This is a genomic window from Streptomyces sp. NPDC107546 (genome assembly GCF_055639175.1).
Genome location: NZ_JBVKBA010000016.1, coordinates 92,616 through 115,588 on the forward strand (window position 1 = coordinate 92,616; position 22,973 = coordinate 115,588).

The 22,973-nt window shown below is 71.1% G+C and carries 23 protein-coding genes and 1 riboswitch; of the genes, 19 read left to right on the top strand and 4 right to left on the bottom strand.

Translation table 11 applies throughout. The features are described 5' to 3' along the window. Positions 1-136: 136 nt before the first annotated feature. The 9 genes from ACZ7L1_RS23630 (at position 137) to ACZ7L1_RS23670 (ending at position 9,809) form a co-directional block, all read left to right on the top strand. Positions 137-1,294 carry an ABC transporter substrate-binding protein gene (locus tag ACZ7L1_RS23630; protein WP_471439868.1) on the top strand — a complete coding sequence of 386 codons (1,158 nt, stop codon included), beginning with the start codon at positions 137-139 and terminating at the stop codon, positions 1,292-1,294. Next, positions 1,291-2,190: an ABC transporter permease gene (locus ACZ7L1_RS23635; RefSeq protein ID WP_471439869.1), complete on the top strand. Its 900-nt coding sequence runs from the start codon at positions 1,291-1,293 to the stop codon at positions 2,188-2,190. Before ACZ7L1_RS23630 ends, ACZ7L1_RS23635 begins: the two co-directional genes overlap by 4 nt. Next, positions 2,178-2,987 (top strand): ABC transporter permease, encoded by an 810-nt coding sequence (locus ACZ7L1_RS23640; protein WP_471439871.1) that lies wholly within the window; start codon positions 2,178-2,180, stop codon positions 2,985-2,987. The genes ACZ7L1_RS23635 and ACZ7L1_RS23640 overlap by 13 nt, the downstream gene beginning before the upstream one ends. A 5-nt stretch (positions 2,988-2,992) precedes the next feature. Then, positions 2,993-4,063 carry an ABC transporter ATP-binding protein gene (locus ACZ7L1_RS23645; protein WP_471439993.1) on the top strand — a complete coding sequence of 357 codons (1,071 nt, stop codon included), beginning with the start codon at positions 2,993-2,995 and terminating at the stop codon, positions 4,061-4,063. Positions 4,064-4,110: 47 nt separating this feature from the next. Next, positions 4,111-5,577, top strand: coding sequence for an HAD-IA family hydrolase (locus tag ACZ7L1_RS23650; RefSeq protein ID WP_471439873.1), 1,467 nt, complete (start codon positions 4,111-4,113; stop codon positions 5,575-5,577). A 106-nt stretch (positions 5,578-5,683) separates the two neighbouring features. Beyond that, complete coding sequence (locus ACZ7L1_RS23655; protein ID WP_471439874.1) at positions 5,684-6,298, top strand: DUF1326 domain-containing protein; 615 nt, start codon at positions 5,684-5,686, stop codon at positions 6,296-6,298. Further along, positions 6,295-7,053, top strand: a complete 759-nt coding sequence (locus tag ACZ7L1_RS23660) for a DUF2182 domain-containing protein (protein WP_471439876.1) — start codon at positions 6,295-6,297, stop codon at positions 7,051-7,053. Before ACZ7L1_RS23655 ends, ACZ7L1_RS23660 begins: the two co-directional genes overlap by 4 nt. A gap of 212 nt (positions 7,054-7,265) precedes the next feature. Continuing rightward, positions 7,266-8,054 carry a carbon-nitrogen hydrolase family protein gene (locus ACZ7L1_RS23665; protein WP_471439878.1) on the top strand — a complete coding sequence of 263 codons (789 nt, stop codon included), beginning with the start codon at positions 7,266-7,268 and terminating at the stop codon, positions 8,052-8,054. 57 nt (positions 8,055-8,111) lie between these two features. Further along, on the top strand, positions 8,112-9,809 hold the full coding sequence (locus ACZ7L1_RS23670; RefSeq protein ID WP_471439880.1) for a flavin monoamine oxidase family protein: 1,698 nt from the start codon (positions 8,112-8,114) through the stop codon (positions 9,807-9,809). Positions 9,810-9,825: 16 nt separating this feature from the next. Here the strand turns inward: ACZ7L1_RS23670 and ACZ7L1_RS23675 are convergent, their stop codons facing one another. The 3 genes from ACZ7L1_RS23675 to ACZ7L1_RS23685 all read right to left on the bottom strand — a co-directional run bounded on the left by ACZ7L1_RS23675 (position 9,826) and on the right by ACZ7L1_RS23685 (position 13,150). Further along, positions 9,826-10,755, bottom strand: a complete 930-nt coding sequence (locus tag ACZ7L1_RS23675; protein WP_471439881.1) for an LLM class F420-dependent oxidoreductase — start codon at positions 10,753-10,755, stop codon at positions 9,826-9,828. Between the two features lie 58 nt (positions 10,756-10,813). Continuing rightward, positions 10,814-11,518, bottom strand: a complete 705-nt coding sequence (locus tag ACZ7L1_RS23680) for a DUF5995 family protein (RefSeq protein WP_471439883.1) — start codon at positions 11,516-11,518, stop codon at positions 10,814-10,816. A 216-nt stretch (positions 11,519-11,734) separates the two neighbouring features. Next, the gene (locus ACZ7L1_RS23685) at positions 11,735-13,150 is read right to left on the bottom strand and encodes a uracil-xanthine permease family protein (protein ID WP_471439885.1); all 1,416 of its coding nucleotides are present in this window, start codon (positions 13,148-13,150) and stop codon (positions 11,735-11,737) included. 122 nt (positions 13,151-13,272) lie between these two features. On the opposite strand from ACZ7L1_RS23685, the gene ACZ7L1_RS23690 reads away from it, so the two are divergent. After that, a complete protein-coding gene (locus ACZ7L1_RS23690; RefSeq protein ID WP_471439887.1) occupies positions 13,273-14,538 on the top strand; it encodes an alginate lyase family protein in 1,266 nt (421 codons plus the stop codon). A 126-nt stretch (positions 14,539-14,664) separates the two neighbouring features. After that, positions 14,665-15,123, top strand: coding sequence for an acyl-CoA thioesterase (locus ACZ7L1_RS23695; RefSeq protein ID WP_471439995.1), 459 nt, complete (start codon positions 14,665-14,667; stop codon positions 15,121-15,123). Here ACZ7L1_RS23695 and ACZ7L1_RS23700 read toward each other — a convergent pair. Next, entirely contained in the window at positions 15,083-16,288 is a 1,206-nt protein-coding gene (locus tag ACZ7L1_RS23700; RefSeq protein WP_471439889.1) for an MFS transporter, read from the bottom strand. The genes ACZ7L1_RS23695 and ACZ7L1_RS23700 overlap by 41 nt on opposite strands. A gap of 135 nt (positions 16,289-16,423) precedes the next feature. Here ACZ7L1_RS23700 and ACZ7L1_RS23705 point away from each other — a divergent pair, with 135 nt between their 5' ends. From ACZ7L1_RS23705 to ACZ7L1_RS23740, 8 genes are all read left to right on the top strand, one after another. Continuing rightward, positions 16,424-17,650 carry an ROK family transcriptional regulator gene (locus ACZ7L1_RS23705; protein WP_471439891.1) on the top strand — a complete coding sequence of 409 codons (1,227 nt, stop codon included), beginning with the start codon at positions 16,424-16,426 and terminating at the stop codon, positions 17,648-17,650. Positions 17,651-17,962: 312 nt separating this feature from the next. Beyond that, a riboswitch (FMN riboswitch) is annotated at positions 17,963-18,093 on the top strand. A 146-nt stretch (positions 18,094-18,239) separates the two neighbouring features. Continuing rightward, positions 18,240-18,842, top strand: coding sequence for a riboflavin synthase (locus ACZ7L1_RS23710; protein WP_471439893.1), 603 nt, complete (start codon positions 18,240-18,242; stop codon positions 18,840-18,842). Then, positions 18,839-19,483, top strand: a complete 645-nt coding sequence (locus ACZ7L1_RS23715; protein ID WP_471439895.1) for a nicotinamide mononucleotide transporter family protein — start codon at positions 18,839-18,841, stop codon at positions 19,481-19,483. The genes ACZ7L1_RS23710 and ACZ7L1_RS23715 overlap by 4 nt, the downstream gene beginning before the upstream one ends. Then, positions 19,480-20,772 carry a bifunctional 3,4-dihydroxy-2-butanone-4-phosphate synthase/GTP cyclohydrolase II gene (locus ACZ7L1_RS23720; protein WP_471439897.1) on the top strand — a complete coding sequence of 431 codons (1,293 nt, stop codon included), beginning with the start codon at positions 19,480-19,482 and terminating at the stop codon, positions 20,770-20,772. Before ACZ7L1_RS23715 ends, ACZ7L1_RS23720 begins: the two co-directional genes overlap by 4 nt. 19 nt (positions 20,773-20,791) lie before the next feature. Then, complete coding sequence (gene ribH, locus ACZ7L1_RS23725; protein ID WP_263228872.1) at positions 20,792-21,277, top strand: 6,7-dimethyl-8-ribityllumazine synthase; 486 nt, start codon at positions 20,792-20,794, stop codon at positions 21,275-21,277. Positions 21,278-21,311: 34 nt separating this feature from the next. Next, entirely contained in the window at positions 21,312-21,584 is a 273-nt protein-coding gene (locus ACZ7L1_RS23730) for a phosphoribosyl-ATP diphosphatase (RefSeq protein ID WP_125496055.1), read from the top strand. A 63-nt stretch (positions 21,585-21,647) separates the two neighbouring features. Continuing rightward, entirely contained in the window at positions 21,648-22,496 is an 849-nt protein-coding gene (gene hisG / locus ACZ7L1_RS23735; protein WP_471439899.1) for an ATP phosphoribosyltransferase, read from the top strand. A gap of 14 nt (positions 22,497-22,510) precedes the next feature. Next, positions 22,511-22,966 carry a PH domain-containing protein gene (locus ACZ7L1_RS23740; RefSeq protein ID WP_471439901.1) on the top strand — a complete coding sequence of 152 codons (456 nt, stop codon included), beginning with the start codon at positions 22,511-22,513 and terminating at the stop codon, positions 22,964-22,966. Positions 22,967-22,973 lie beyond the last annotated feature (7 nt).

Genomic DNA, 22,973 nt, shown 5'->3' on the forward strand with positions numbered 1-22,973 from the left:
TGTGCAGACAACAAAGGCTCAAAGTTTCGCCACGGTTTACGGACAGGACACCGGCGACGGGCGTACTGTGACGCAACTTGTTCAGACAAGTTGTCCCCGTCTCGTCTCCTCGCTCGTGCGTACCCCTGGAGTGACAGTGACAGTCTTCCCGCCGAGAACCGCCGTGCTCACCGGTGGCCTCGCCGTGGCCGCCGTGCTCGCCCTCAGCGCCTGCGGCGCCGCCCCCGACAACGCGTCGACCACCGCGAACGGCAAGAGCGCGGCCACCGCGACCTCGGCCGCGGACCTCGGCGGCCTCGGCGCCCTGGTCAAGGCCGCCAAGAAGGAGGGCACGCTGCACGCGATCGCCCTGCCCCGCGACTGGGCCAACTACGGCGCCCTGATCGACGGCTTCCAGAAGAAGTACGGCATCAAGATCGAGGTGGAGAACCCGGACGGGTCCAGCCAGGACGAGATCAGCGCCGTCACCGCGCGCAAGGGCCAGGACCGCGCGCCCGACGTCCTCGACCTCGGCAGCTCCTTCGCGCTCAGCGCCGCCCAGCAGGGACTGCTCGCCCCGTACCGGGTGGTCTCTTACGCCGGCATCCCGGCCGGCCAGAGGGACCCCCAGGCCCGTTGGTACAACGACTACGGCGGCTACATCTCCATCGGCTGCGACGCCAAGCGCGTGAAGACCTGTCCGACGACCTTCGCCGACCTGCTCAAGCCGCAGTACAAGGGCCAGGTCGCGCTCAACGGCAACCCCACCAAGTCGGGTTCGGCCTTCGCCGGCGTGTACGCGGCGGCGCTCGCGAACGGCGGCTCGTTCGACGACATCCAGCCCGGCCTCGACTTCTTCACCAAGCTGAAGAAGAACGGCAACTACACGCCCGTCGAGTCGACCCCGGCCACCGTCGAGAAGGGCGAGACCCCGATCAGCATCGACTGGGACTATCTGAACGCCGGTTACGCCGACGAGTTCAAGTCCAAGGGCCTCGACTGGAAGGTCGCCGTCCCCACCGACGGCAAGTTCTCCCAGTACTACTCGCAGGCCATCAACAAGGATGCCCCGCACCCGGCGGCCGCCCGCCTGTGGCAGGAGTACCTCTACAGCGCCGAGGGCCAGAACCTCTGGCTCAAGGGCTACGCCCGCCCGGCCCTGATGGCCGCGATGGAGAAGGCCGGCACCCTGGACAAGACCGCGGCGGCCAAGCTGCCCGAGGTCTCGGGCACCCCGTCCTTCCCGACCGAGGCCCAGCAGAGCAAGGCCAAGACGGCCATCGCGCAGGGCTGGGGGAAGGCCGTCTCCGGATGACCGCCGTCCTCACCGAGGCCGAGCTCGCGACCGCCGCTGCTCCTCAGCAGCGGCGGCGCCCCGCCTCCGGCGCGCTCGCCGTGCTCCCGCTGCTCGCCTTCACGGCGGTCGCCTTCGGGATCCCCGCCCTCGCCATGCTGAACGGCGCCTTCACCGTGAAGGACCAGACGACCGGCGCCACCTCGTACAGCACGGCCAACCTCACCGCCTCGCTGCACGGCGCCTACCTCACGGCCCTGGTCGGCAGCGTCAAGCTCTCCGCCGTCTCCGCCGCCATCGGCACCGTACTCGGGCTGCTGTTCGCCCAGGCCGTGGTGACCTCCCGCTTCCCTGTGCTGCGTGAGGCCGTGCTCACCGCGTCCGGGGTCCTCGCCAACTTCGGCGGCGTCCCGCTGGCGTTCGCCTTCGTCGCCACGCTCGGCAACTCCGGCGTGCTCACCCGCCATCTGGGCCTGACCGACAAGGGCTGGAGCCTCTACAGCTTCTGGGGTCTGGTGATCGTCTATCTGTACTTCCTGATCCCGCTGATGGTCCTCACCATCACACCGGCCCTCGACGGACTGCGCGTCCAGTGGCGCGAGGCGGCGCAGAACAACGGCGCCACCACCGTCCAGTACTGGCGCCATGTCGCTCTGCCCGTCCTGCTGCCCTCACTGCTCGGCGGATTCGTGCTGCTCTTCGGCAGCGCCTTCGCCGCGTACGCCACCGCCGCGGCCATGGTGGGCAGCGCCGTCCCGCTGGTCACCCTGCAGATCGCCGACGCCATCTCCGGCAACGTCCTGGTCGGCCAGGAGAACGTGGCGCTCGCCCTCAGCCTCGACATGGTCCTGGTCGCGGGCCTTGTCATGGCCGTGTACCTGCCGCTGCAACGACGGAGTGCGCGATGGCTCGCCTGAACCTGTGGCGCTGGGCCGTCCTGGCCGGCGCCGGCCTGTACTTCCTGGTCCCGCTCGCCGCGTCCGTGTTCTTCACGGTTGAGGTACCCGGCCGGGGCGTCACCTTCGACGCCTACACCCAGATCGTCTCCACTGCCGGCTTCGGTTCCAGCCTGCTGCTGTCGCTGGAGCTGGCCGCCGCCACGATCGCCCTGGTCCTGATGCTGATGGTGCCCGCGATGGTCGCGCTGCGGCTCGGTGCGCCCCGGCTGCGGCCCGTCGTCGAGACGGTGTGCTCGCTGCCGCTGGTCGTGCCGCCGATCGCGTTCGTCGCGGGGATCGCCACGGTGCTCAAGTGGGGGCCCGACCACCTCTCGCGCACGCCGCTCTTCCAGACGTTCGTGGCGATCCAGAACCCGGGCTTTCCGTTCGTGCTGGTCCTCGCCTACGTCGTGATGGCGCTGCCGTTCGCGTACCGGGCCCTGGACGCGGGCCTGCGCGCCATCGACGTGCGCACCCTCGTCGAGGCGGCGCGCAGCTGCGGGGCGAGCCGGCCGCAGGCGCTGGTCCACGTCGTGCTGCCCAATCTGCGCGGAGCCCTGCTGAACGCTTCCTTCCTCACGCTCGCGCTGGTCCTCGGCGAGTTCACGGTCGCCCAGCTGCTGGGCTTCACGCCGTTCGCCGTGTGGATCTACAGCGTCGGCGGCTCGCAGGCCCAGCTGTCCGTCGCCGTCTCCGTGCTCAGCCTGCTCGTCAGCTGGGCCCTCCTGCTCTCGCTCGCCGTCTTCGGCGGGCGCTCCCGTACCGCCAAGGGATGAACCACATGACGCTCGACATGGCCGCAACCCGAGCAAAGGCAGCGACAGTCGAATTCCGGGGACTGCGCCGGGAGTTCGGCCCGACCCTCGCGCTGGACGGACTCGACCTGACCGTACGGCCCGGCGAACTCCTCGCCCTCCTCGGCCCGTCCGGCTGCGGCAAGACCACCGCGCTGCGCATGCTCGCCGGGTTCGAGCACCCCGACTCCGGTGCCGTGCTCGTCGACGGCGAGGACGTCACCCGTATTCCGGCCCACCGCCGCGACGCCGGGATGGTCTTCCAGTCCTACAGCCTCTTCCCGCACCTGACCGCACTCGACAACGTGGCCTTCGGGCTGCGCATGCGCAAGGCGCGCACCACCGATCGGTGTGCCCGCGCGGCCGAACTGCTCGACCTCGTCGGCCTCGGCGACAAGGGCGAGCGCTTTCCGCACCAGCTCTCCGGCGGCCAGCAGCAGCGCGTCGCACTGGCCCGCGCGCTCGCCCTGCGCCCCCGCGTCCTGCTGCTCGACGAGCCGCTGTCCGCCCTCGACGCCAAGGTGCGGCTCACCCTGCGCGAGGAGATCCGCCGCCTCCAGCAGGAACTGGGCATCACCACCCTCTTCGTCACGCACGACCAGGAGGAAGCGCTGTCCATGGCGGACCGGGTCGCGGTGATGCGGGCCGGGAAGCTCGAACAGTGCGCACCGCCCGCCGAGTTGTACGGCCGCCCGGCCACCGCCTTCGTCGCCGAGTTCGTCGGCACGATGAGCCGGATCCCCGGGCGGCTCTCCTCGGACGTCGTCGAGGTGCTCGGGCAGCGGCTGCCCGTCGACGGCGACGCGCCCGCCGCGACCGAGGTGGACGTGCTGGTGCGGCCGGAGGCGGTACGGGTGGCCGCGGACGACGAGGGGAACGCGCGGGTGATCGCGACCACCTTCCTCGGGGCTGCGGTCCGGCTGACCGTACGCCTGGCCGACGGCACCGAGGCGAAGGCCGACCTGCCGGCGCACGAGGCCGTCGCCCTCGGCGCCGGTGCCGCGGTCACGGTGACCCTGCCGGACCGCCCGGTCCTGGTCGCCGGGCGCGCTCACTGACCCCTGAGAACCGAACTCCCACGAACCCCCACAGGAAAGAGAGAACCGTGACCCGACTCCCGCTCCAAGCCGTCCTGTTCGACATGGACGGCACGCTCGTCGACACCGAGCGGCTGTGGTGGGAGGCGGTGGAGCGGGTCGCGGCCGGACTCGGCCGACCGCTCGGCGGTGACGACCGGCCGGACGTGCTCGGCCGCCCCGTGGAACACACGGCCGACTGGCTGGCCGGGCTCACCGGCGCCCCGACGGCGGACGTGGCCGCCGACCTGCACCGAGAGTTCGCCGACCGGGTCCGCGGGGGCGTGGTGCCCCGCCCGGGCGCGCTCGACCTGCTCGACGCCCTCGCCCGCGAGGGCATCCCCACCGCGCTGGTCACCGCCTCCCCCCGGGCCGTCGCCGAGACCGTCCTCGACGTGCTGGGTCCCGCCCGGTTCGCGGTCTCCGTCACCGCCGACGACACCGAGCGCACCAAGCCCGCGCCCGACCCGTACCTGGTCGCGTGCCGTGCTCTCGGGGTCGACCCCGGCGCCTGCGTCGCCGTCGAGGACACCCCCACGGGCGTCGCCTCCGCCGAGGCGGCCGGGTGCGCGGTGCTCGCCGTACCGTCGCTCGCGCCGATCGAGCCGGCTCCCGGTCGGACCGTGCTGGCCAGCCTGGAGGAGGTCACGCCCGAGCGACTGCGGTCCCTGCCGACCTGCGAACTGCGCGTGATGAGCTGGAACCTCTGGCTCGGCGGGAGCATGGTCGACGATCATCGGGCCAAGCAGCTCAAGGCCGTCCTGGAGACCGGGGCCGACGTGGTCGGTCTGCAGGAGACGGGCGGCACCGCGGCCCAGGAGCTGGCCGAGGCACTCGGCTGGTACCACCACCGGGCGGGCGAGAACCTCGGCGTCATCAGCCGCCACCCGATCACAGCCCGCTTCGGAGATCCCGACGTGGGCTTCTACGGGGCGGCGGGCGTGCGTATCCGCCTCGGCCGGGGGTGCGAGGTCGACGTCTGGACGGCCCACCTGGACTACACGCCATACGGGCCGTACGAGTCAGCCTTCGACGGCCTTGCGGCAGCCGGGCTGATCACCCACGAGGGGGTACGGCTGGCTCAGATGCGGGAGACCCTGCGGCGGATCGAGGAGTCGGCGGACAGCGGCGTTCCGGTGGTGCTCGTCGGCGACTTCAACTGCCCCTCGCACCTGGACCGGCCCGACGTCGCCTGGCCGGTGACCAAGGCGGCCGAGGATGCGGGCCTTAGCGACTCCTACCGCGAGGCGCACCCCGACCCGGTCCGCGACCCCGGCCACACGTGGTCCCCGATCCACCACGTGCACGAGGACGGCAGCGGACGCCCCGAACCGCAGGACCGCATCGACTACGTGCTGCACCGGGGGCTCACGGTCCTGGACTCACGCACGGTCGTCACCGGCACTCCGCGCCCGTGGCCGGACGTCGCCGGCAACGACTGGCCGTCCGACCACGCGGCGGTGCTCACCACCTTCGCCGTGCCGCGGACCGCCTGACCCAAAAGCGGACCCGGGCCACCGTCACCGCCCCCACACGCCACCTCCTGCCGGTCGCCGTTGCCAGGGCTAGGCTGGAGAAGACCGGACCAGGGAGGTGGGGACCATGCCCTGGAGCCTGAACGGAACCTACCTGGAAAGCTGCAACTGCGACGTGGTGTGCCCGTGCACCACGTCGGGCCTGACGGCACCCGCCGACCACGAGCGGTGCCAGGTGACGTTCGCCTTCCACGTCGAGCGCGGGCAGGTCGACGCAGTGGACGTGTCCGGCCGCAGCGTCGCCGTCTTCATCGACGCGCCCCGGGTGATGGCCGACGGCGGCTGGCAGGTGGCGCTGTATGTCGACCAGTCGGCCGACGACGGCCAAGCCGAGGCTCTGGGAAGGGTGTTCTCCGGACAGGTGGGCGGGCCGATGGCGGCACTCGTCCCCCTCATCGGCGAGGTTCTCGGCGTCGAGCGAGTCCCCATCGCCTACCGTGACGACGGCCGGCGTCACTCGGCGCGGGTGGCCGATGTGATCGACATCGAAGTCGAGGACCAGGTCGCCCCGCAGTTCGGCGAGGACGGACCGGTGATGCGGCTGACCGGCATGTTCCACCCGGCGAACAGCACGCTGACGATCGCCCGCTCCACCCGGGCGATCGGCGAGGGCGTGTACGGTCGGTCATGGGACTTCACCGGCGGCAACGGGCACGCGGCCCCCTTCACATGGTCCGCGTGACGGCTGTTGCCACCGCTCAGCGCCGCAGGCTGCGCCCTGCCGGGCTGCTGCTGCTCGCGGCGGCCGGCGCCTGGGCATGGATCGTGGGGCGCTGGCGCGGCATGGGGGCGATGCCCGGCACGATGGGGCTGGACCTGGTCGCCTTCCTGCCCGTGTGGACGGTGATGACGGCGGCGATGATGCTGCCCGCCACCGCCCCCGTCACCGCCCTGTACGGGCGCACGATCCGCGCGCACCGGACTTTGCGCGTGATCACGTTCACTGTGGGCTATCTGCTGGTGTGGGCTCTCGCCGGGTTGCCCGCCTACGCACTGGCGGCCGTCACCGGCCGGGCGGCGGCCGCGCACGCGTCCACCGCCACCGCGGTCGCCGCCGCCGTCTTCGCGGTCAACGGCGTCTACCAGCTGACCCCCGTGAAGGACCGCTGCCTGGCCAGATGCCGCTCGCCGATCGGGCTCATGCTTCGCTGCACCTCACACCCGGGGGCGGGCCGCGATCTGCGCGCCGGAGCGCGCCACGGCGCCTTCTGCCTGGGCTGTTGCTGGTCGCTCATGGCGCTGCTGGCGGCGTTCGGCATCATGAACCTGTGGGCCATGGTGGGCCTGGCGGCGGTCCTGACCACCGAGAAACTCGCTCCGGCAGGTCTCCGGACGGCCAGGTTCGTGGGGATGGCCTCCATCGCCCTGGCCATCGCCGTCGTGTGGGTCCCGCAGCTGGCGCCCGCACTGGTCGGCGGCCGCATGGGAGCGGGCTGATCCGGCCCGCCCGCACAGGCAGGTCGGAGCCGGCCATCGGGAGCTGCGGGCAGCAGGGCGGGTGGTGATGCGCAACGAATCGCCGTCCCACCCCTGCCGGACGCAACGATTCGCTCATCGGCGCGCAACGGCTCCTTCTTGTCGGGCCCGAGGCGCCGACCGTACCGTCTAATCGACCCCCGAACCCCCTTCCGTACCGGTGGAGAACACGCATGCGCACCGCCCTGCTCCAGAGCTCCGGACGTCCCGGATCGGTCGGCGAGAACCTCAAGGTCCTCGACCAGGCCGCGGGGCGTGCCGCCGCCGCGGGCGCGGGACTGCTCGTCGCGCCGGAGATGTTCCTCACCGGGTACGCGATCGGCGATGACATCGCCCGCCTCGCCGAGCCCGCCGACGGCGAGTCGGCGGACGCGATCGCCGAGATCTCCTCCCGGCACGGTCTCGCGGTCGCCTACGGCTACCCCGAGCGGGACGGCGAGAGGGTCTTCAACTCAGCCCAGCTGATCTCCGCCGACGGCACCCGCCTCGCGAACTACCGCAAGACCCACCTGTTCGGCTGTTTCGAACGCGACCACTTCACCCCGGGCGACCAGCCGGTCGTACAGGCGGAACTCCACGGTCTGCGCGTCGGCATCATGATCTGCTACGACGTCGAGTTCCCGGAGAACGTCCGCGCCCACGCCCTGGCCGGCACCGACCTCCTGGTCGTGCCCACGGCGCAGATGCATCCGTTCCAGTTCGTCGCCGAGTCCCTCGTGCCGGTGCGGGCCTTCGAGAACCAGATGTACGTCGCCTATGTCAACCGGGTCGGACAGGAAGGGGAGTTCGAGTTCGTCGGGCTCTCCACCCTGGCCGGTCCGGACGGGGTCGCGCGGGTCAGGGCCGGCCGTGTCGAGGAGCTGGTCCTCGCCGACGTCGACCCGGTCCATCTCGCCGCCTCCCGCGAGGCGAACCCGTACCTGAAGGACCGCCGCCCCGGCCTCTACGGGTCCCTGGTCTGACCCCCGGCCCTCCCCGAGCCTCCACCGAGTTCTTTCCGCGCAAGGAGTCCGTACCCCATGACGTCCACGGTGCCCAACGCCGTCGAGCACGCAGACGAGCAGCAGCCGCCGATCACCATGTTCGGCCCGGACTTCCCGTACGCGTACGACGACTTCCTCGCCCACCCGGCGGGCCTCGGCCAGATACCCGCGACCGAGCACGGCACCGAGGTCGCCGTCGTCGGCGGCGGCCTGTCCGGCATCGTCGCCGCGTACGAGCTGATGAAGATGGGCCTCAAGCCCGTCGTGTACGAGGCCGATCAGATCGGCGGCCGGCTGCGGACGGTGGGCTTCGACGGGTGCGACCCGTCGCTGACCGCCGAAATGGGCGCCATGCGCTTCCCGCCGTCCTCGACGGCCCTGCAGCACTACATCGATCTGGTGGGCCTGGAGACGAGGCCGTTCCCCAACCCGCTCGCCGAGGCCACCCCGTCGACCGTCGTCGACCTCAAGGGCGAGTCGCACTACGCCGAGACGATCGACGACCTGCCGCAGGTCTACCGCGACGTCGCGAGCGCCTGGAACCGGTGCCTGGAGGAGGGCGCCGACTTCTCCGACATGAACCGCGCCATGCGCGAGCGCGACGTCGAGCGCATCCGTGAGATCTGGTCGAAGCTGGTCGAGAAGCTCGACAACCAGACCTTCTACGGCTTCCTCTGCGAATCCGAGGCCTTCAAGTCCTTCCGGCACCGCGAGATCTTCGGCCAGGTCGGATTCGGCACCGGCGGCTGGGACACCGACTTCCCGAACTCCATCCTGGAGATCCTGCGGGTCGTCTACACCGAGGCCGACGACCACCACCGCGGCATCGTCGGCGGTTCCCAGCAGTTGCCGCTGCGTCTGTGGGAGCGGGAGCCGGAGAAGATCGTGCACTGGCCGCACGGGACCTCCCTGAAGTCCCTGCACGTGAACGGCGAGCCCCGCCCCGCCGTGACGCGACTGCACCGCACCGCGGGCAACCGGATCACGGTGACGGACGCGAACGGCGACATCCGCACCTACCGGGCGGCGATCTTCACCGCGCAGTCCTGGATGCTGCTGTCCAAGATCCAGTGTGACGACGCCCTCTTCCCGATCGACCACTGGACGGCCATCGAGCGCACCCACTACATGGAGTCCAGCAAGCTCTTCGTGCCCGTCGACCGGCCGTTCTGGCTCGACAAGGACGAGGAGACCGGCCGCGACGTCATGTCGATGACGCTGACCGACCGGATGACCCGCGGGACCTATCTGCTCGACGACGGACCCGACAAGCCCGCCGTCATCTGCCTGTCGTACACCTGGTGCGACGACAGCCTGAAGTGGCTGCCGCTGTCCGCCAACGAGCGGATGGACGTCATGCTGAAGTCGCTCGGCGAGATCTACCCGAAGGTCGACATCAGGAAGCACATCATCGGCACCCCGGTCACGGTCTCCTGGGAGAACGAGCCGTACTTCATGGGCGCGTTCAAGGCCAACCTGCCCGGCCACTACCGCTACCAGCGGCGCCTGTTCACGCACTTCATGCAGGACCGGCTGCCCGCCGACAAGCGGGGCATCTTCCTCGCCGGCGACGACATCTCCTGGACGGCCGGCTGGGCCGAGGGCGCCGTGCAGACCGCGCTCAACGCCGTGTGGGGCGTCATGCACCACCTCGGCGGCGCGACCGACCGGGCCAACCCCGGCCCCGGTGACGTCTACGACGAGATCGCACCCGTCGAACTCCCCGAGGACTGAGCCCTCCCGAGGGTCGTCACACCCCGGCCGCCCGGGCCTTCTCGTACACCTCCGCGGCGACGTCCTTGAGCTCCTGGGCGTCCCGCAAAGTGGCCTGGAGGTCGACGAGGATCTCCTCCAGACCGATCGACGCGTGCGCGACCAGGTCCTCGACGATCTGGTCGGCGCTGCCCTGGAAGGGGCGGCGGTCGGCGCCGTCGTAGGCCTTGGCCCGGTACTCGGCGTTCACCCGCAGGACCGTCTGGAGGGGCTCCGGACGGCCGCGCTCGGCCGCCAGGTCCTGCAGTTCCTGCCACTGGGTGGCGATCTGCTCGACGCCCATGCCCACCGGCAGCCAGCCGTCGGCGTGGTCGACGAGCCGGGTCAGGGCCTTCCTGTTGCTCGCGGCGAGCAGGATCGGGATCGGCCGTGCGGGCTTGGGGCCGACCACGGCGGACGTGATCTTCGTGATACGGCCCTCGTAGCGCACCGGGTCCGGGCCCCACACCGCGCGGCACACGTCGATCACCTCGTCCAGCACCTGGCCGCGCTCCTTGATCGGGCGGATGCCCGCGGCCGCGTACTCGTCCAGGGACCAGCCGGTGCCGAAGCCCGCGATCACCCGGCCGCCGCTCGCCGCGTCCAGCGAGGCCAGGGCCTTGGCCAGCTGGAACGGCTGGTGCAGCGGGGCGACCAGCACGCTGGAGCCGAGCCGGGCCCGCTCGGTGGCCGCCGCGGCCAGAGTGAGGGTGACCAGGGGGTCGGCCACGTTGCGATACGAGTCCGGCCAGGGGAGGCCCTCGATGCCGTACAGGCCCTGACCGGCGGGTTCCGGGTACAGGGCCCGCTCGTACACCCACAGGCTCTCGTAGCCGATCTGCTCGGCGGTGCGTGCCACGTCGGGCACGTCCTTGCCGATGTGGTACTGCTGGTTCTGCGGAAGGCCGAGTCCGAGCCGGGTCGCCATGCCTGTGCTCCTTCGCAAAGGGGTCTGCGCGGGTCAACGTACAGCGATCTCAAGGGAGTTACCGGCACGACGGGCAGGGATGGCCGGATCGGCGCGGCAGTGGCGTGAGCAGCATCCGGCTCGCGAACCCCACCGCGGCGTCAAGGCGCCGTTCGAACTCCTCGGCCACGTCCGCCAGCTCCCGCAGCGCCCACAGGGACCTCGCCGCCGACCAGGCCGCCTCGCGTGCCCGCTCCAGGCTCCAGGCGCCGATGAGATGGGTGAGCGGGTCGGCGATCTCGAGCAGGTCGGGACCGGGCATGAGATCTTCCCGGATGCGCTCCTCCAGCGCGACGAGGACGTCGCCCACGTGGTCGAACTCGTCCTCGAGGTCGGCCGGTTCGCAGCGGAGCGTACGACAGGCGTCCACGACGGCGAGCGCCAGGTCGTGCCCGATGTGCGCATTGATGCCGGCGAGCGCAAACTGCAGCGGCCGTACGCCGGGATGGCGCCGGAACTGGAACAGCGGCCGCCAACAGGCCGGGACCGGTGCCCCTTCGGCCACGGACAGGTACCGCTCGGCGAACCGGACGTCCAGCGTGACCGCCTGCCGTCGGTCGGCGAAGTACCCCTCGTCCAGGCGCCGGTCGATCTCCTCGGTGACGGCGAGGTAGACGCGGTTGAAGACCGCGACGCCGTCGTCTTCCGGCCAGGTCCCGCCGAGCGCGCGCATGCGTGTGACGACCGTGTCCACTTCCGTCGTGAACTGCTCCAACCGCACCATGAGGGCAGAGTTCCAGCCCTGCGCCGACCGGAGCACCACCGGCCCGCGGGCTTCCCCGGAACGGGGGATGGCACCGATGGGCCATGAGGGGGACAGGGGACCGGGGACCGGTAGGTGTCCGGCTTACGCATCCGGCGGCCGGCCGAGCGGCGGGCCGCCCGCAGGCGCGCCGCGCGACGCGCCGCCATGGTGGCGGTGGCGTCGGTGGTCGTACGTCTACGACTTGGCGCGGTGAGCCTTCGCGTCGGCTTCCTTGTCGGCTTCCTCGTCGTAGGCGGAGGTGCCCGAGTCCAGCAGCGGCTCCTGGGCCTTGAGGTGGGCGGGGGCGAACGCCCGTAGCGCGTGGTAGCCGGTGATGACGACCAACGTGCCCAGTGCGATGCCGCTGAGCGAGAAGTGGTCGGTGAACTTCATGGTGACGTTGCCGACACCGATGATGATGCCCGCGGCGGCCGGTACCAGGTTCAGCGGGTTGCGCAGGTCCACCTTGGCGTGGAGCCAGATCTGCGCGCCGAGCAGACCGATCATGCCGTAGAGGATGACGGTGATGCCGCCGAGCACTCCGCCGGGGATGGCGGCCACGACCGCGCCGAACTTGGGGCAGATCCCGAACAGCAGGGCGAAACCGGCCGCGGCCCAGTAGGCGGCGGTCGAGTAGACGCGGGTGGCGGCCATCACGCCGATGTTCTCGGAGTACGTCGTGTTGGGCGGGCCGCCGACCGCGGTCGAGAGCATGGAGGCGACGCCGTCGGCGGAGATCGCCGTGCCCAGCCTGTCGTCCAGCGGATCGCCGGTCATCTCGCCGACCGCCTTGACGTGCCCCGCGTTCTCCGCGACCAGTGCGATCACCACGGGCAGGGCCACCAGGATCGCGGACCACTGGAAGGACGGTCCGTGGAAGTGGGGCAGGCCGATCCAGTCCGCCTTGCCGACGCCGGACAGGTCCAGACGCCAGTGGTCGGTGGGCTTTCCGCTCGCGTCCACCGAGTGGATCTTCCCGAAGACGCGGTCGAACAGCCATGAGATCCCGTACCCGAACACGAGCCCGAGGAAGATCGCGATCCGGGACCAGAAGCCGCGCAGGCACACCACGGCCAGCCCGGTGAACAGCATCACCAGCAGTGCGGTCCACTGGTCCTGCGGCCAGTACGTCGACGCGGTCACCGGCGCCAGGTTGAAGCCGATCAGCATCACGACCGCGCCGGTCACGATCGGCGGCATCGCCGCATGGATGATCCGCGCCCCGAACCGCTGGACCGCGAGGCCGACGAGGAACAGCACGATGCCCACGACGAACACCGCGCCGGTCACGGTGGCGCTGGTGCCGCCCTGCGCCCGGATCACCGCGGCGACACCCACGAAGGACAGTGAACAGCCGAGGTAGCTCGGTATCCGGCCGCGTGTCGCCAGCAGGAAGAGCGCGGTGGCGACGCCCGACATCATGATCGCCAGGTTGGGGTCCAGGCCCATGAGCACGGGCGCCACGAACGACGCACCGAACATGGCCACGACGTGCTGGGCGCCGAGCCCCACCGTGCGGGGCCAGGAGAGGCGTTCGTCGGGACGGACGACCGCCCCGGGCGCGGGCGTGCGCCCGTCACCGTGCAGCTTCCAGCGCACGCCGAGATCCATGGTGCAGCTTCTCTTTCTCTGTACATGAAGAACTGTCCGGACCATTGTCACCGGCACCAGGCGGTCCTACGCTCACACGGTTCCACTCATGAACTGCGTTCACATGGATGATCGGAGCCTTGATGAGTGCACGTCCCCGCCTGGCCACCCTGCTGGCCGCTGCGACCGCCTTCGCGGCCGTCCTGACTCCCGCCGCCTCCGCCCACGAGGCACCGAAGGTCCCCCGGACCGCCGTCCTCGACGGCACCCGGCTCCAGCAGAACAGAATCCGGCTCGACCACGGAGACGCCCGGCTGCGCGGCGCGGTCGAGGACCTGACCGCGCGAGCCGACGCCTGGCTCGACCAGGGCCCCTGGACGGTCGTCGACAAGCCGAAGCCCGCCCCCGGCGGGGACGTCCACGACTACCTCAGCCAGGCCCCCTACTGGTGGCCCACCCAGCCCAGGACCGCCGACAACCCCTGGGGCTGCCCCTACGAGCAGCGCGACGGACAGCGCAACCCCGAGGTCGACACCGGCACCGACCGCCAGGACGTGGAGAAGGTCTTCGACTCGACCTACGACCTCTCGCTCGCCTGGTACTACACGGGCCGGAGGAGTTACGCCGAGAAGGCCGCCCGGATCCTGCGCACCTGGTTCCTCGACCCGGCCACGAAGATGAACCCCAACCTGAACCACGGGCAGTTCATCCCCTGCAAGTACGACGGCCGTGCCATCGGCATCATCGACTTCTCGCAGTCCTACACCAGCGTCCTCGACGCGATCGCCATCCTGAACACCGGCGCCCCCGGCTGGAGCAAGGGGGACCGGACCCGCATGCACGACTGGAACGTCGCCTACCGCGACTGGCTGACGGACAGCGGCTTCGGCAAGGAGGAGGGCGCGGCCAAGAACAACCACGGCACCTTCTACGACATGCAGCTCGCCGCCCTCGCCTACGCGACCGGCGACGAACAGCTCGCCCGGCAGACCGTCCTGGACGCCCGTGCCAAGCGCATCGACGTGCAGATCGCCGGTGACGGCGGCCAGCCCCAGGAGCTCGCCCGCACGCGCAGCTGGCACTACTCGACCTTCGACCTGGTGGCCTACACACGACTCGCGGCCATCGGACGCCATGTCGGCGTGAACCTGTGGGCGTATCAGGGGTCCCAAGGACAGAGCCTGTTCAAGGCGGTCGACTACCTGCTGCCCGCCGCGACCGGCGCCGCGCCCTGGACGCACCCGGAGCTGGAGTTTCACCGGTACGCGGCGACCGACGTGGTGCACGCGGCGGCGGACGCGGGGGACACGCAGGCGCAGAAGGCGGTACCCCTGCTTCAGGCACCGCCCGGCGGTGACCTGTGGGCGCTGAGGCCGGCCGCCGAGCAGCTGGACTCGATCGCCGGCTGACCCGTGGGCGGGGCGTCCTGAGCGAGCGCTTACCATGGCTGGGATCAAGCGCCGCACCGTCGCGAGCGCCTCACCAGGTCAGATCGAGGAGCCCCGCCCGTGACCGTCGAAGCCGATTCCGCGTCCGTGACCGCCGAGACCCGGCCAGGGCCCGCCCTGTCGTACGGCCGGCTGATCCCCGTCACCGTCCACTTCGACGACCTGGACGCCCTGGGACTGCTCCACAACGGACGCTATCCGGTCATGGTCGAGCGTGCCTGGTCCACCCTGTGGCAGGAGCGCGGCTTCCGCTTCGAGGGCGACTGGGAGGCGGCGGGCGACTTCTGCAACGCCGTCAAGGAGCTGCGCATCAGCTACGAGGCCCCGGTCACCAAGCCGGGCGCGTACGCCGTGCACCTGTGGCTGGAGCGGCTCGGGAACACCGGGCTCACGTACGGGTTCCGGTTCTGCTCGGCCGACGGGGCGGCGACGTACGCGCACGGTACCCGGGTCCTGGTCCGGCTGGACGCGGCGACCCTGCGGCCGACGTCGTGGAGCGAGCGGTTCAGGGCCGCGGGCCGGGAACTGCTGCGTTCGGCGGACTGACCTTCGGGCGGTCGCGGTCGCCCGCCCGAAGGACGCCCGCGAACCCCGCGAGCCCGCAGGCCAGCACGGTCACCAGGCCGAACGACGCGACCAGGCTCGTGGCCTGGGCCAGTGTGCCGATCGCGCCCGGCGCGACCAGGCCCGAGGTGTACGTGATGGTGGCCACGCCCGCGATGGCCTGGCTCGGGTTGGGGCCGCTGCGGCCCGCCGCCGCGAAGCACAGCGGGACGACGACCGCGATGCCCAGACCCATCAGCGCGAACCCGCCCATGGCGAGAGCCGGATGGTTCGCCACCACGATGAGCAGCCCGCCGAGCGCGGCGAGGACGCCGCCCACCCGTACGGTGCGCACCGCCCCGTAGCGGTCGACCACCTTGTCGCCCGCGATCCGCGCGAGTGCCATGGTGAGCGTGAAACCGGTGGTGCAGGCGGCGGCCAGTCCCGCGGAACTGTCCAGCTGGTCGCGCAGATAGACCGCCGACCAGTCAAGGCTCGCGCCCTCCGCGAACACCGCGCAGAAGCCGACCGCACCGATGAGCAGTGCCGACCTGGGCGGCAGCGCGAACCGGGGCGGCGGCTCCTCGTCCTCGGCGGGCTGCAGGTCGAGGACCCAGGTGCAGGCGACGACACCCAGCACGGTCAGCACCGCGGCGGCCAGGGTGTGGTGCAGCCGGGCGTCCGAGCCGAGGTGGGCGGCGAGCGTGCCGGCCGCCGAGCCGACCAGGGCGCCGGCGCTCCACAGGCCGTGCAGTCCGGACATGATCGACCTGCCGAGACGGTTCTCCACCTCCACGCCGAGCGCGTTCATCGCGACGTCCGCCATGCCGGCCGAGGCGCCGTAGACGAACAGGGCCACGCACAGGGTGAGCAGATCAGGGGAGAGGGAGGGCAGAACCAGGGACAGCGTCCACAGGGAGAGCAGTCCGCGCAGCGCCGTCCGGGCGCCGAATCGGTGGCTGATCCGGCCTGCCAGCGGCATCGCCAGGGACGCGCCGAGCGCGGGGAACGCCAAGGCGATGCCCAGCTGGCCGGCGCTGACGTGCGCGTGGTCCTGGATCCAGGGCACGCGGGTGGCGAACGAGCCGGTGACGGCGCCGTGCACGGCGAACACCGCCGCCACCGCGTACCGGGCGCGCCTCACCTCTTGTCGGCTCGCTTCGCTCATCTCGCTCATTCTCGGGCCCCTCCCGGCGTTGTCCTCCCTGCGCGCCGACGTAAACTATCAGGAACCCTGCCTGATAGATAGGGAACCGGAGGCCGCGCCGGAGCAGCGCGGTGGCCGATCTGGAAGGATCCCGGCATGCCCGCATCCCCGAGCACCGCCCGGGCCATCAACGACCGGCTCGCCCTGCGCCTGCTGCAGCAGGAAGGCCCTTTGACGGCAGGGCAGTTGAAGCAGCTGACCGGACTGTCCCGGCCCACGGTCGCCGACCTCGTCGAACGGCTCACGGCCGCCGGACTGATCGCGGTGGTGGGGGAGTCGGGCGAGCAGCGACGCGGTCCGAACGCGCGGCTGTACGGGATCGTCGCCGACCGCGCCCACCTCGCCGCCCTGGACGTGCGCACCGAGAGCGTTTCCGTGCTGGTGTCCGATCTGCTGGGCGGGGTGCTCGCGGAGGCTTCCGTGCCGATCGGCGGCGACATCGGCACCGGGCCGGCGGTCGAGCAGGCGGTGCTGCTGGTGGAGCGTGCCGCGAAGGAGGCCGGCGCCGACAGGCTGCACACGGTCGGGATCGGGGCGCCCGGCCTCATCGACCCCGCCACCGGCGAACTCCGCGACTCCGCCGGCCTGCCGCAGTGGCACCGCCGCCTGGTCGCCGCGCTCCAGGAACGGCTGCCCGCCCGGGTGATCGTCGAGAACGAGACCAACCTCGCGGCTCTGGCCGAGCAGCGCGAGGGCGTGGCGCGGGACCGCGACACCTTCGTCCTGCTGTGGCTGGGCCACGGCACGGGCGCGGCGGTGGTCCTGGACGGCGCGCTGCGCCGCGGCGCTTCGGGCGGCACGGGCGAGATCGGCTTCCTGCCGGTCCCGGGCACCGCCACCCTGCCGTCGGCGTCGGACTGCGAGGGCGGATTCCACTCCCTGGCGGGGGCCGCGGCGATCGTGGAACTGGCGGAAGAGCACGGCCTGTCGGCGGTGCGGGCAGCGCGCGAGCTGTCGGCGGCGGCCCTGGTGCGGAGGGCGGTCGCGGCGGGCGGCGGCAGTGGGGTGACGGACGCGCCCCCGGCCGAGCGGGCCGGCCGATTCCTCGACGCCCTCGCCGACCGGCTCGCCATCGGTGCCGCCTCCGTCGCCGCCATCCTCGACCCCGGCTGTGTCGTGCTCGGGGGTGAGATCGGGCAGGCCGGCGGGGACGTCCTCGCCGCGCGGGTCGCGGAGCGGATGGCCCGCGTGTCACCGCTGCCCACCGAGGTGCGCGCGAGCATCCTGGGCGGCGGCGCGGTCCTGCGGGGAGCACTGCTGACGGCACGGGACGGAGCCCAGGAGGAGCTGTTCGCGCCGCCCGAGGCGGCCGTACTGCGGTAGGCGGCCGTACTGCCGTGCCCATGCCATCCCCAGGCCCGGCGGCGGGCAAGGGCCTTCGTCACCGCCGCCGGGCCGTTCGAGGGCGACGCACCGCGCCGCGAGGGCCGACCCTAGGCGGGCGGGATCAGGCCGGTCAATAGGTATGGACCAATCTCAAGTAGCTCTCGTGGTGCGCGCGTTGTCGTCGGGGCGACAAGGGCGGGCAGGCGCCCGCCGCCGGAGATGTCCAGCATGTGAACATGTGAGGCACCACACAGTACTTCACCCGGTTGACCGGCGATCAGTCGTGGCACACTGAGCCTGTACCAGAAGCAGCGCACTCCGGGGTCGGTGAAAGTCCGAACCGGCGGTTACAGTCCGCGACCCGGTCGCTTCCAGCGGCCGGTTGACCAGGTGGAATTCCTGGACCGACGGTTAAAGTCCGGATGGGAGGCAGTGCGCGGCGGGCGGGCATTCGTGCGCGCCGCCGTCTCGGCTCGTCCATGCGGACGAGGCCCGTCCGGCGTCGTCCCCGGTGTCGCTCGTATCTGCTGTCGTCTATCGACAGGCCCCGGAGTCCGTGCCCCATCGAGGCAGGAGGACCCGGGAAGTGTTCACCGGAATCGTCGAAGAGCTGGGTGAGGTCACCGCCGTCGAGAATCTCGGCGACTCCTCCCGCTTCCGGCTTCGTGGACCCGTCGTCACCGAAGGCGCGCGCCACGGCGACTCCATCGCGGTCAACGGCGTCTGTCTCACCGTCGTGGAGCACGAGGGCGACGAGTTCACCGCCGACGTCATGGCGGAGACCCTGAACCGCTCCAGCCTCGGCGCCCTCACGGTCGGCTCCCGTGTCAACCTCGAACGCCCCACCGCCGTCGGTACCCGTCTCGGCGGACACATCGTGCAGGGCCATGTCGACGGCACCGGCACGGTCCTGGAGCGCCGGCCCTCCGAGCACTGGGAGATCGTGAAGATCTCGCTCCCGGCGGACCTGTCCCGCTACGTCGTCGAGAAGGGCTCCATCACGGTCGACGGCATCAGCCTCACGGTCGTCGAGGTCGGAGGCGACCACTTCTCCGTGAGCCTGATCCCGACCACCCTCGCGCTGACCACCCTCGGCCTCAAGCAGCCCGGCGACCCGGTCAACCTCGAGGTCGACATCATCGCCAAGTACGTCGAGAGTCTGCTCGCCGGTCAGGGGGCCACCAAGTGAACTGGCTGAACTCCGAGGCGTTCACGCTGCTCGGCCAGCACATCAAGTGGTCCGACATGATCGGCAACGTGATCGGTCTGCTCGGCCTCGCCTTCGGCTGGCGGCGCTCCATATGGAGCTGGCCGGTGCAGTTCCTGTCCGGCCTGATCCTCTTCGCCGCCTTCGCCACGGCCCACCTCTCCGGCAGCGCCGGCAAGCAGGTCGTCGTCATGGTGGTCGCCGTCTACGGCTGGTGGCAGTGGAACCGCGGCAAGGGTGGGGCGGAGGACGGCCACATCGCACCGCGCTTCGCCACCTGGCGGGAGCGCGGCATCCTGGCCGGCGCCGCGGCCGTGGGCACCCTCGCCGTGGCCGGCCTGTTCACCGCCTTCCCGACACTGTCGTGGGACCCGTGGCCGGACGCGTACATCTTCGTCGGCACGATCGTCGCCATGTACGCCCAGGCGCGCGGCATGGTCGAGTTCTGGTTCGCCTGGCTGCTCGTCGACGCCGTCGGCGTCCCGCTCAACTTCGCCAACGGCTTCGCCTTCTCCGGATTCGTCTACGTCATCTACGGCGCACTCGTCCTGTGGGGCATGCGCGACTGGTGGCTGCGCTCCCGCAGGGCCGCGCGGCCCGTCCTGGAAGGAGCCGCCGTATGAGCACGGCGCCGATTCTGTACAGCACGGACACCATCGAGGACTTCGCGCTCGACCCGGTCGAGCAGGCCATAGCCGACATCGCGGCCGGCCGCCCGGTCGTGGTCGTCGACGACGAGGACCGCGAGAACGAGGGCGACCTCGTGATCGCCGCCGAGAAGGTCACCCCCGAGGTCGTCGCCTTCATGATGAGCGAGTGCCGCGGCCTGATCTGCGCCCCCATGGAGGGCGAGGAGCTGGACCGGCTGGGGCTGCCGCAGATGGTCGACGAGAACAACGAGTCGATGAAGACCGCCTTCACGGTCTCCGTCGACGCCTCCGGCGCCCACGGCGTGACCACCGGTATCTCCGCCTCCGACCGCGCCACCACGCTGCAGCTGCTGGCGAGTGGCACGGCGGAGCCCTCCGACTTCGTGCGCCCCGGCCATGTCTTCCCGCTGCGCGCCAAGCCCGGCGGCGTCCTGGTCCGCAACGGCCACACCGAGGCCGCCGTCGACCTCGCCCGGCTCGCGGGACTGCGCCCGGCCGGCGCCATCGTGGAGATCGCCGGCGAGGACGGCCACATGCTGCGGCTGCCCGAGCTGATCCCGTTCGCCCGCAAGCACGGCCTGACGATCATCTCCATCGAGGACCTGATCGCCTACCGCCGCACCTCGGACGAACCGACGGTCCGCCGAGAGGCCCAGGTACGGCTGCCCACCGCCCACGGCACCTTCACGGCGTACGGCTACCGGTCCACCGTCGACGGCGTCGAGCACGTCGCCCTCGTCCACGGCGAGATCGGCGACGGCGAGGACGTTCTGGTCCGCGTCCACTCGGAGTGCCTGACCGGCGACGTCTTCGGCTCCGCCCGTTGCGACTGCGGCCCCCAGCTGGAGGCGTCCCTGCAGCGCATCCAGGCCGAGGGCCGGGGCGTGGTCGTCTACCTGCGCGGCCACGAGGGACGCGGTATCGGACTGATGTCCAAGCTGCGCGCGTACGAACTCCAGGAGCGCGGCCGTGACACGCTGGACGCCAACCTGGAGCTGGGTCTGCCCGCCGACGCCCGGGACTACGCCGCAGGCGCCCAGATCCTGAAGGACCTCGGCGTGAGCAGCGTGCGGCTGATGACCAACAACCCGGACAAGACCGACGCCTTGCTGCGGTACGGCCTCAAGGTCACCGCCCGGGAGCCGATGCCCGTCCAGGCGGGTGAACACAACCTCCGCTACCTGCGCACCAAGCGGGACCGGATGGGGCACGACCTGCCCTGGCTGGACGCGACCGCCGTGTCCGCCTGCGGCAACCAGTAAGAGAGCACTGAGGAGAGACGTGAGCGGCAAGGGTGCACCGGAGCTGTCCGTACGCAACGTGAGCGACCTGCGGGTCGGCGTCATCGCGGCACAGTGGCACGACAAGGTGATGGACGGTCTGGTCGACGGCGCCCTGCGCGCCCTGCGGGAGCTGGGGATCGACGAGCCGACCCTGCTCAGGGTCCCCGGCAGCTTCGAGCTGCCGGTCGCGGCGAAGGTGCTCGCGGGCCGGGGGTACGACGCGATCGTCGCCCTCGGTGTCGTCATCCGCGGCGGCACCCCCCACTTCGACTACGTGTGCCAGGGCGTCACCCAGGGCCTGACCCAGGTCTCCGTCGAGACCGGCGTCCCCGTCGGCTTCGGGGTGCTGACCTGCGACACGGAGGAGCAGGCCCTGGACCGCGCGGGCCTTGAGGGTTCCAACGAGGACAAGGGACACGAGGCGGTGACGGCGGCGGTGGCGACGGCCGCCACGCTCCGCTCAGTATCTGAACCCTGGCACTGAGGTACGGCCCTCAGCGCGTAGGGTTAGGACCACCATGTCCAAGAAGACGTTCGAGGAGCTCTTCGCCGAGCTCCAGCACAAGGCCGCCCACGGCGATCCCGCCACCTCCCGCACCGCCGAGCTGGTCGGCAAGGGCGTCCATGCCATCGGCAAGAAGGTCGTCGAAGAGGCCGCCGAGGTCTGGATGGCCGCCGAGTACGAGGGCAAGGAGGCGGCCGCCGAGGAGATCTCCCAGCTGCTGTACCACGTCCAGGTGATGATGGTGGCGCGCGGGATCTCCCTGGACGACGTCTACGCCCACCTCTGAGTCGCAAACCGCCGTAAATCGAATATCCGTAGCCCATACGCACGAACGAAGGAAGCCGACCTCATGCTGCGCATCGCCGTCCCCAACAAGGGTTCACTGTCCGGCCCTGCGGCGGAGATGCTGCATGAGGCCGGCTACCAGCAGCGCCGGGAGTCCAAGGAGCTGAGGATCGTCGACCCGGAGAACGAGGTCGAGTTCTTCTACCTCCGTCCCCGCGACATCGCGATCTACGTCTCCTCCGGCCGCCTCGACATCGGCATCACCGGCCGTGACCTGCTCATCGACTCCGGCGCCAACGCCGAGGAGATCCTCCCGCTCGGCTTCGCCCGCTCCACCTTCCGCTACGCCACCAAGCCCGGCACGGCGAACGGCGTGGAGGACCTCAACGGCATGACGATCGCCACCTCCTACGAGGGCATCGTTGCCAAGCACCTCGCCGACAACGGCATCGACGCCGCCGTCGTCCACCTGGACGGCGCGGTGGAGACCGCCATCCAGCTCGGCGTCGCCGAGGTCATTGCGGACGTGGTCGAGACCGGCACCTCGCTGCGCAACGCCGGCCTGGAGGTCATCGGCGAGCCGATCATGAAGTCCGAGGCGATCGTCGTCCGCCGCACCGGTGCCGACGCCGAAGAGCCCAAGGTCCAGCAGTTCCTGCGTCGCCTCCAGGGCGTCCTGGTGGCCCGGACGTACGTGATGATGGACTACGACTGCCGCGTCGAGCAGCTCGAGAAGGCCGTCGCCCTCACCCCGGGCCTGGAGTCCCCGACCGTGTCGCCGCTGCACAACGAGGGCTGGGTCGCCGTGCGGGCCATGGTCCCGGCCAAGGAGGCCCAGCGGATCATGGACGACCTGTACGACATCGGCGCCCGTGCCATCCTCACCACGGCCATCCACGCCTGCCGCCTCTGAGGAACCGCGCACCGATGTCGGACCTGCCCACCCTTCCCGTCACCTTCCGGCCGGGGCGCACCCGTGCCGTGCTGCTGACCGCCGGCGTCGCGATACTCGTGGTGATCACCACGGTCGCGCTGCTGCTGGACCAGCTCACCACCGGGGAACGTCTCAGTTTCATCCTCACGGCGGCCCTTCTCTTCGGAGTGCTGCTCCTGCTCGCCCGACCCAAGGTCGTCGCCGACGAGAGCGGGGTCACCGTCGTCAACATCGCCAGCCGGCGTCAGCTGGACTGGGCGGAAATCGTGCAGGTCAACCTGCGCCCCGGCGACCCCTGGGTGTTCCTGAACCTCAGCGACGGCACCAGCCTGCCCGCCCTCGGCATCCAGCCGGGCATCGCCAAGAAACGCGCGATCGAGGACGCCCACACCCTCCGGGCGCTCGCCGAGGCCCGCTCCACGGCCTGTCCCGAGCGACATCAGGGCTGACTCGGGG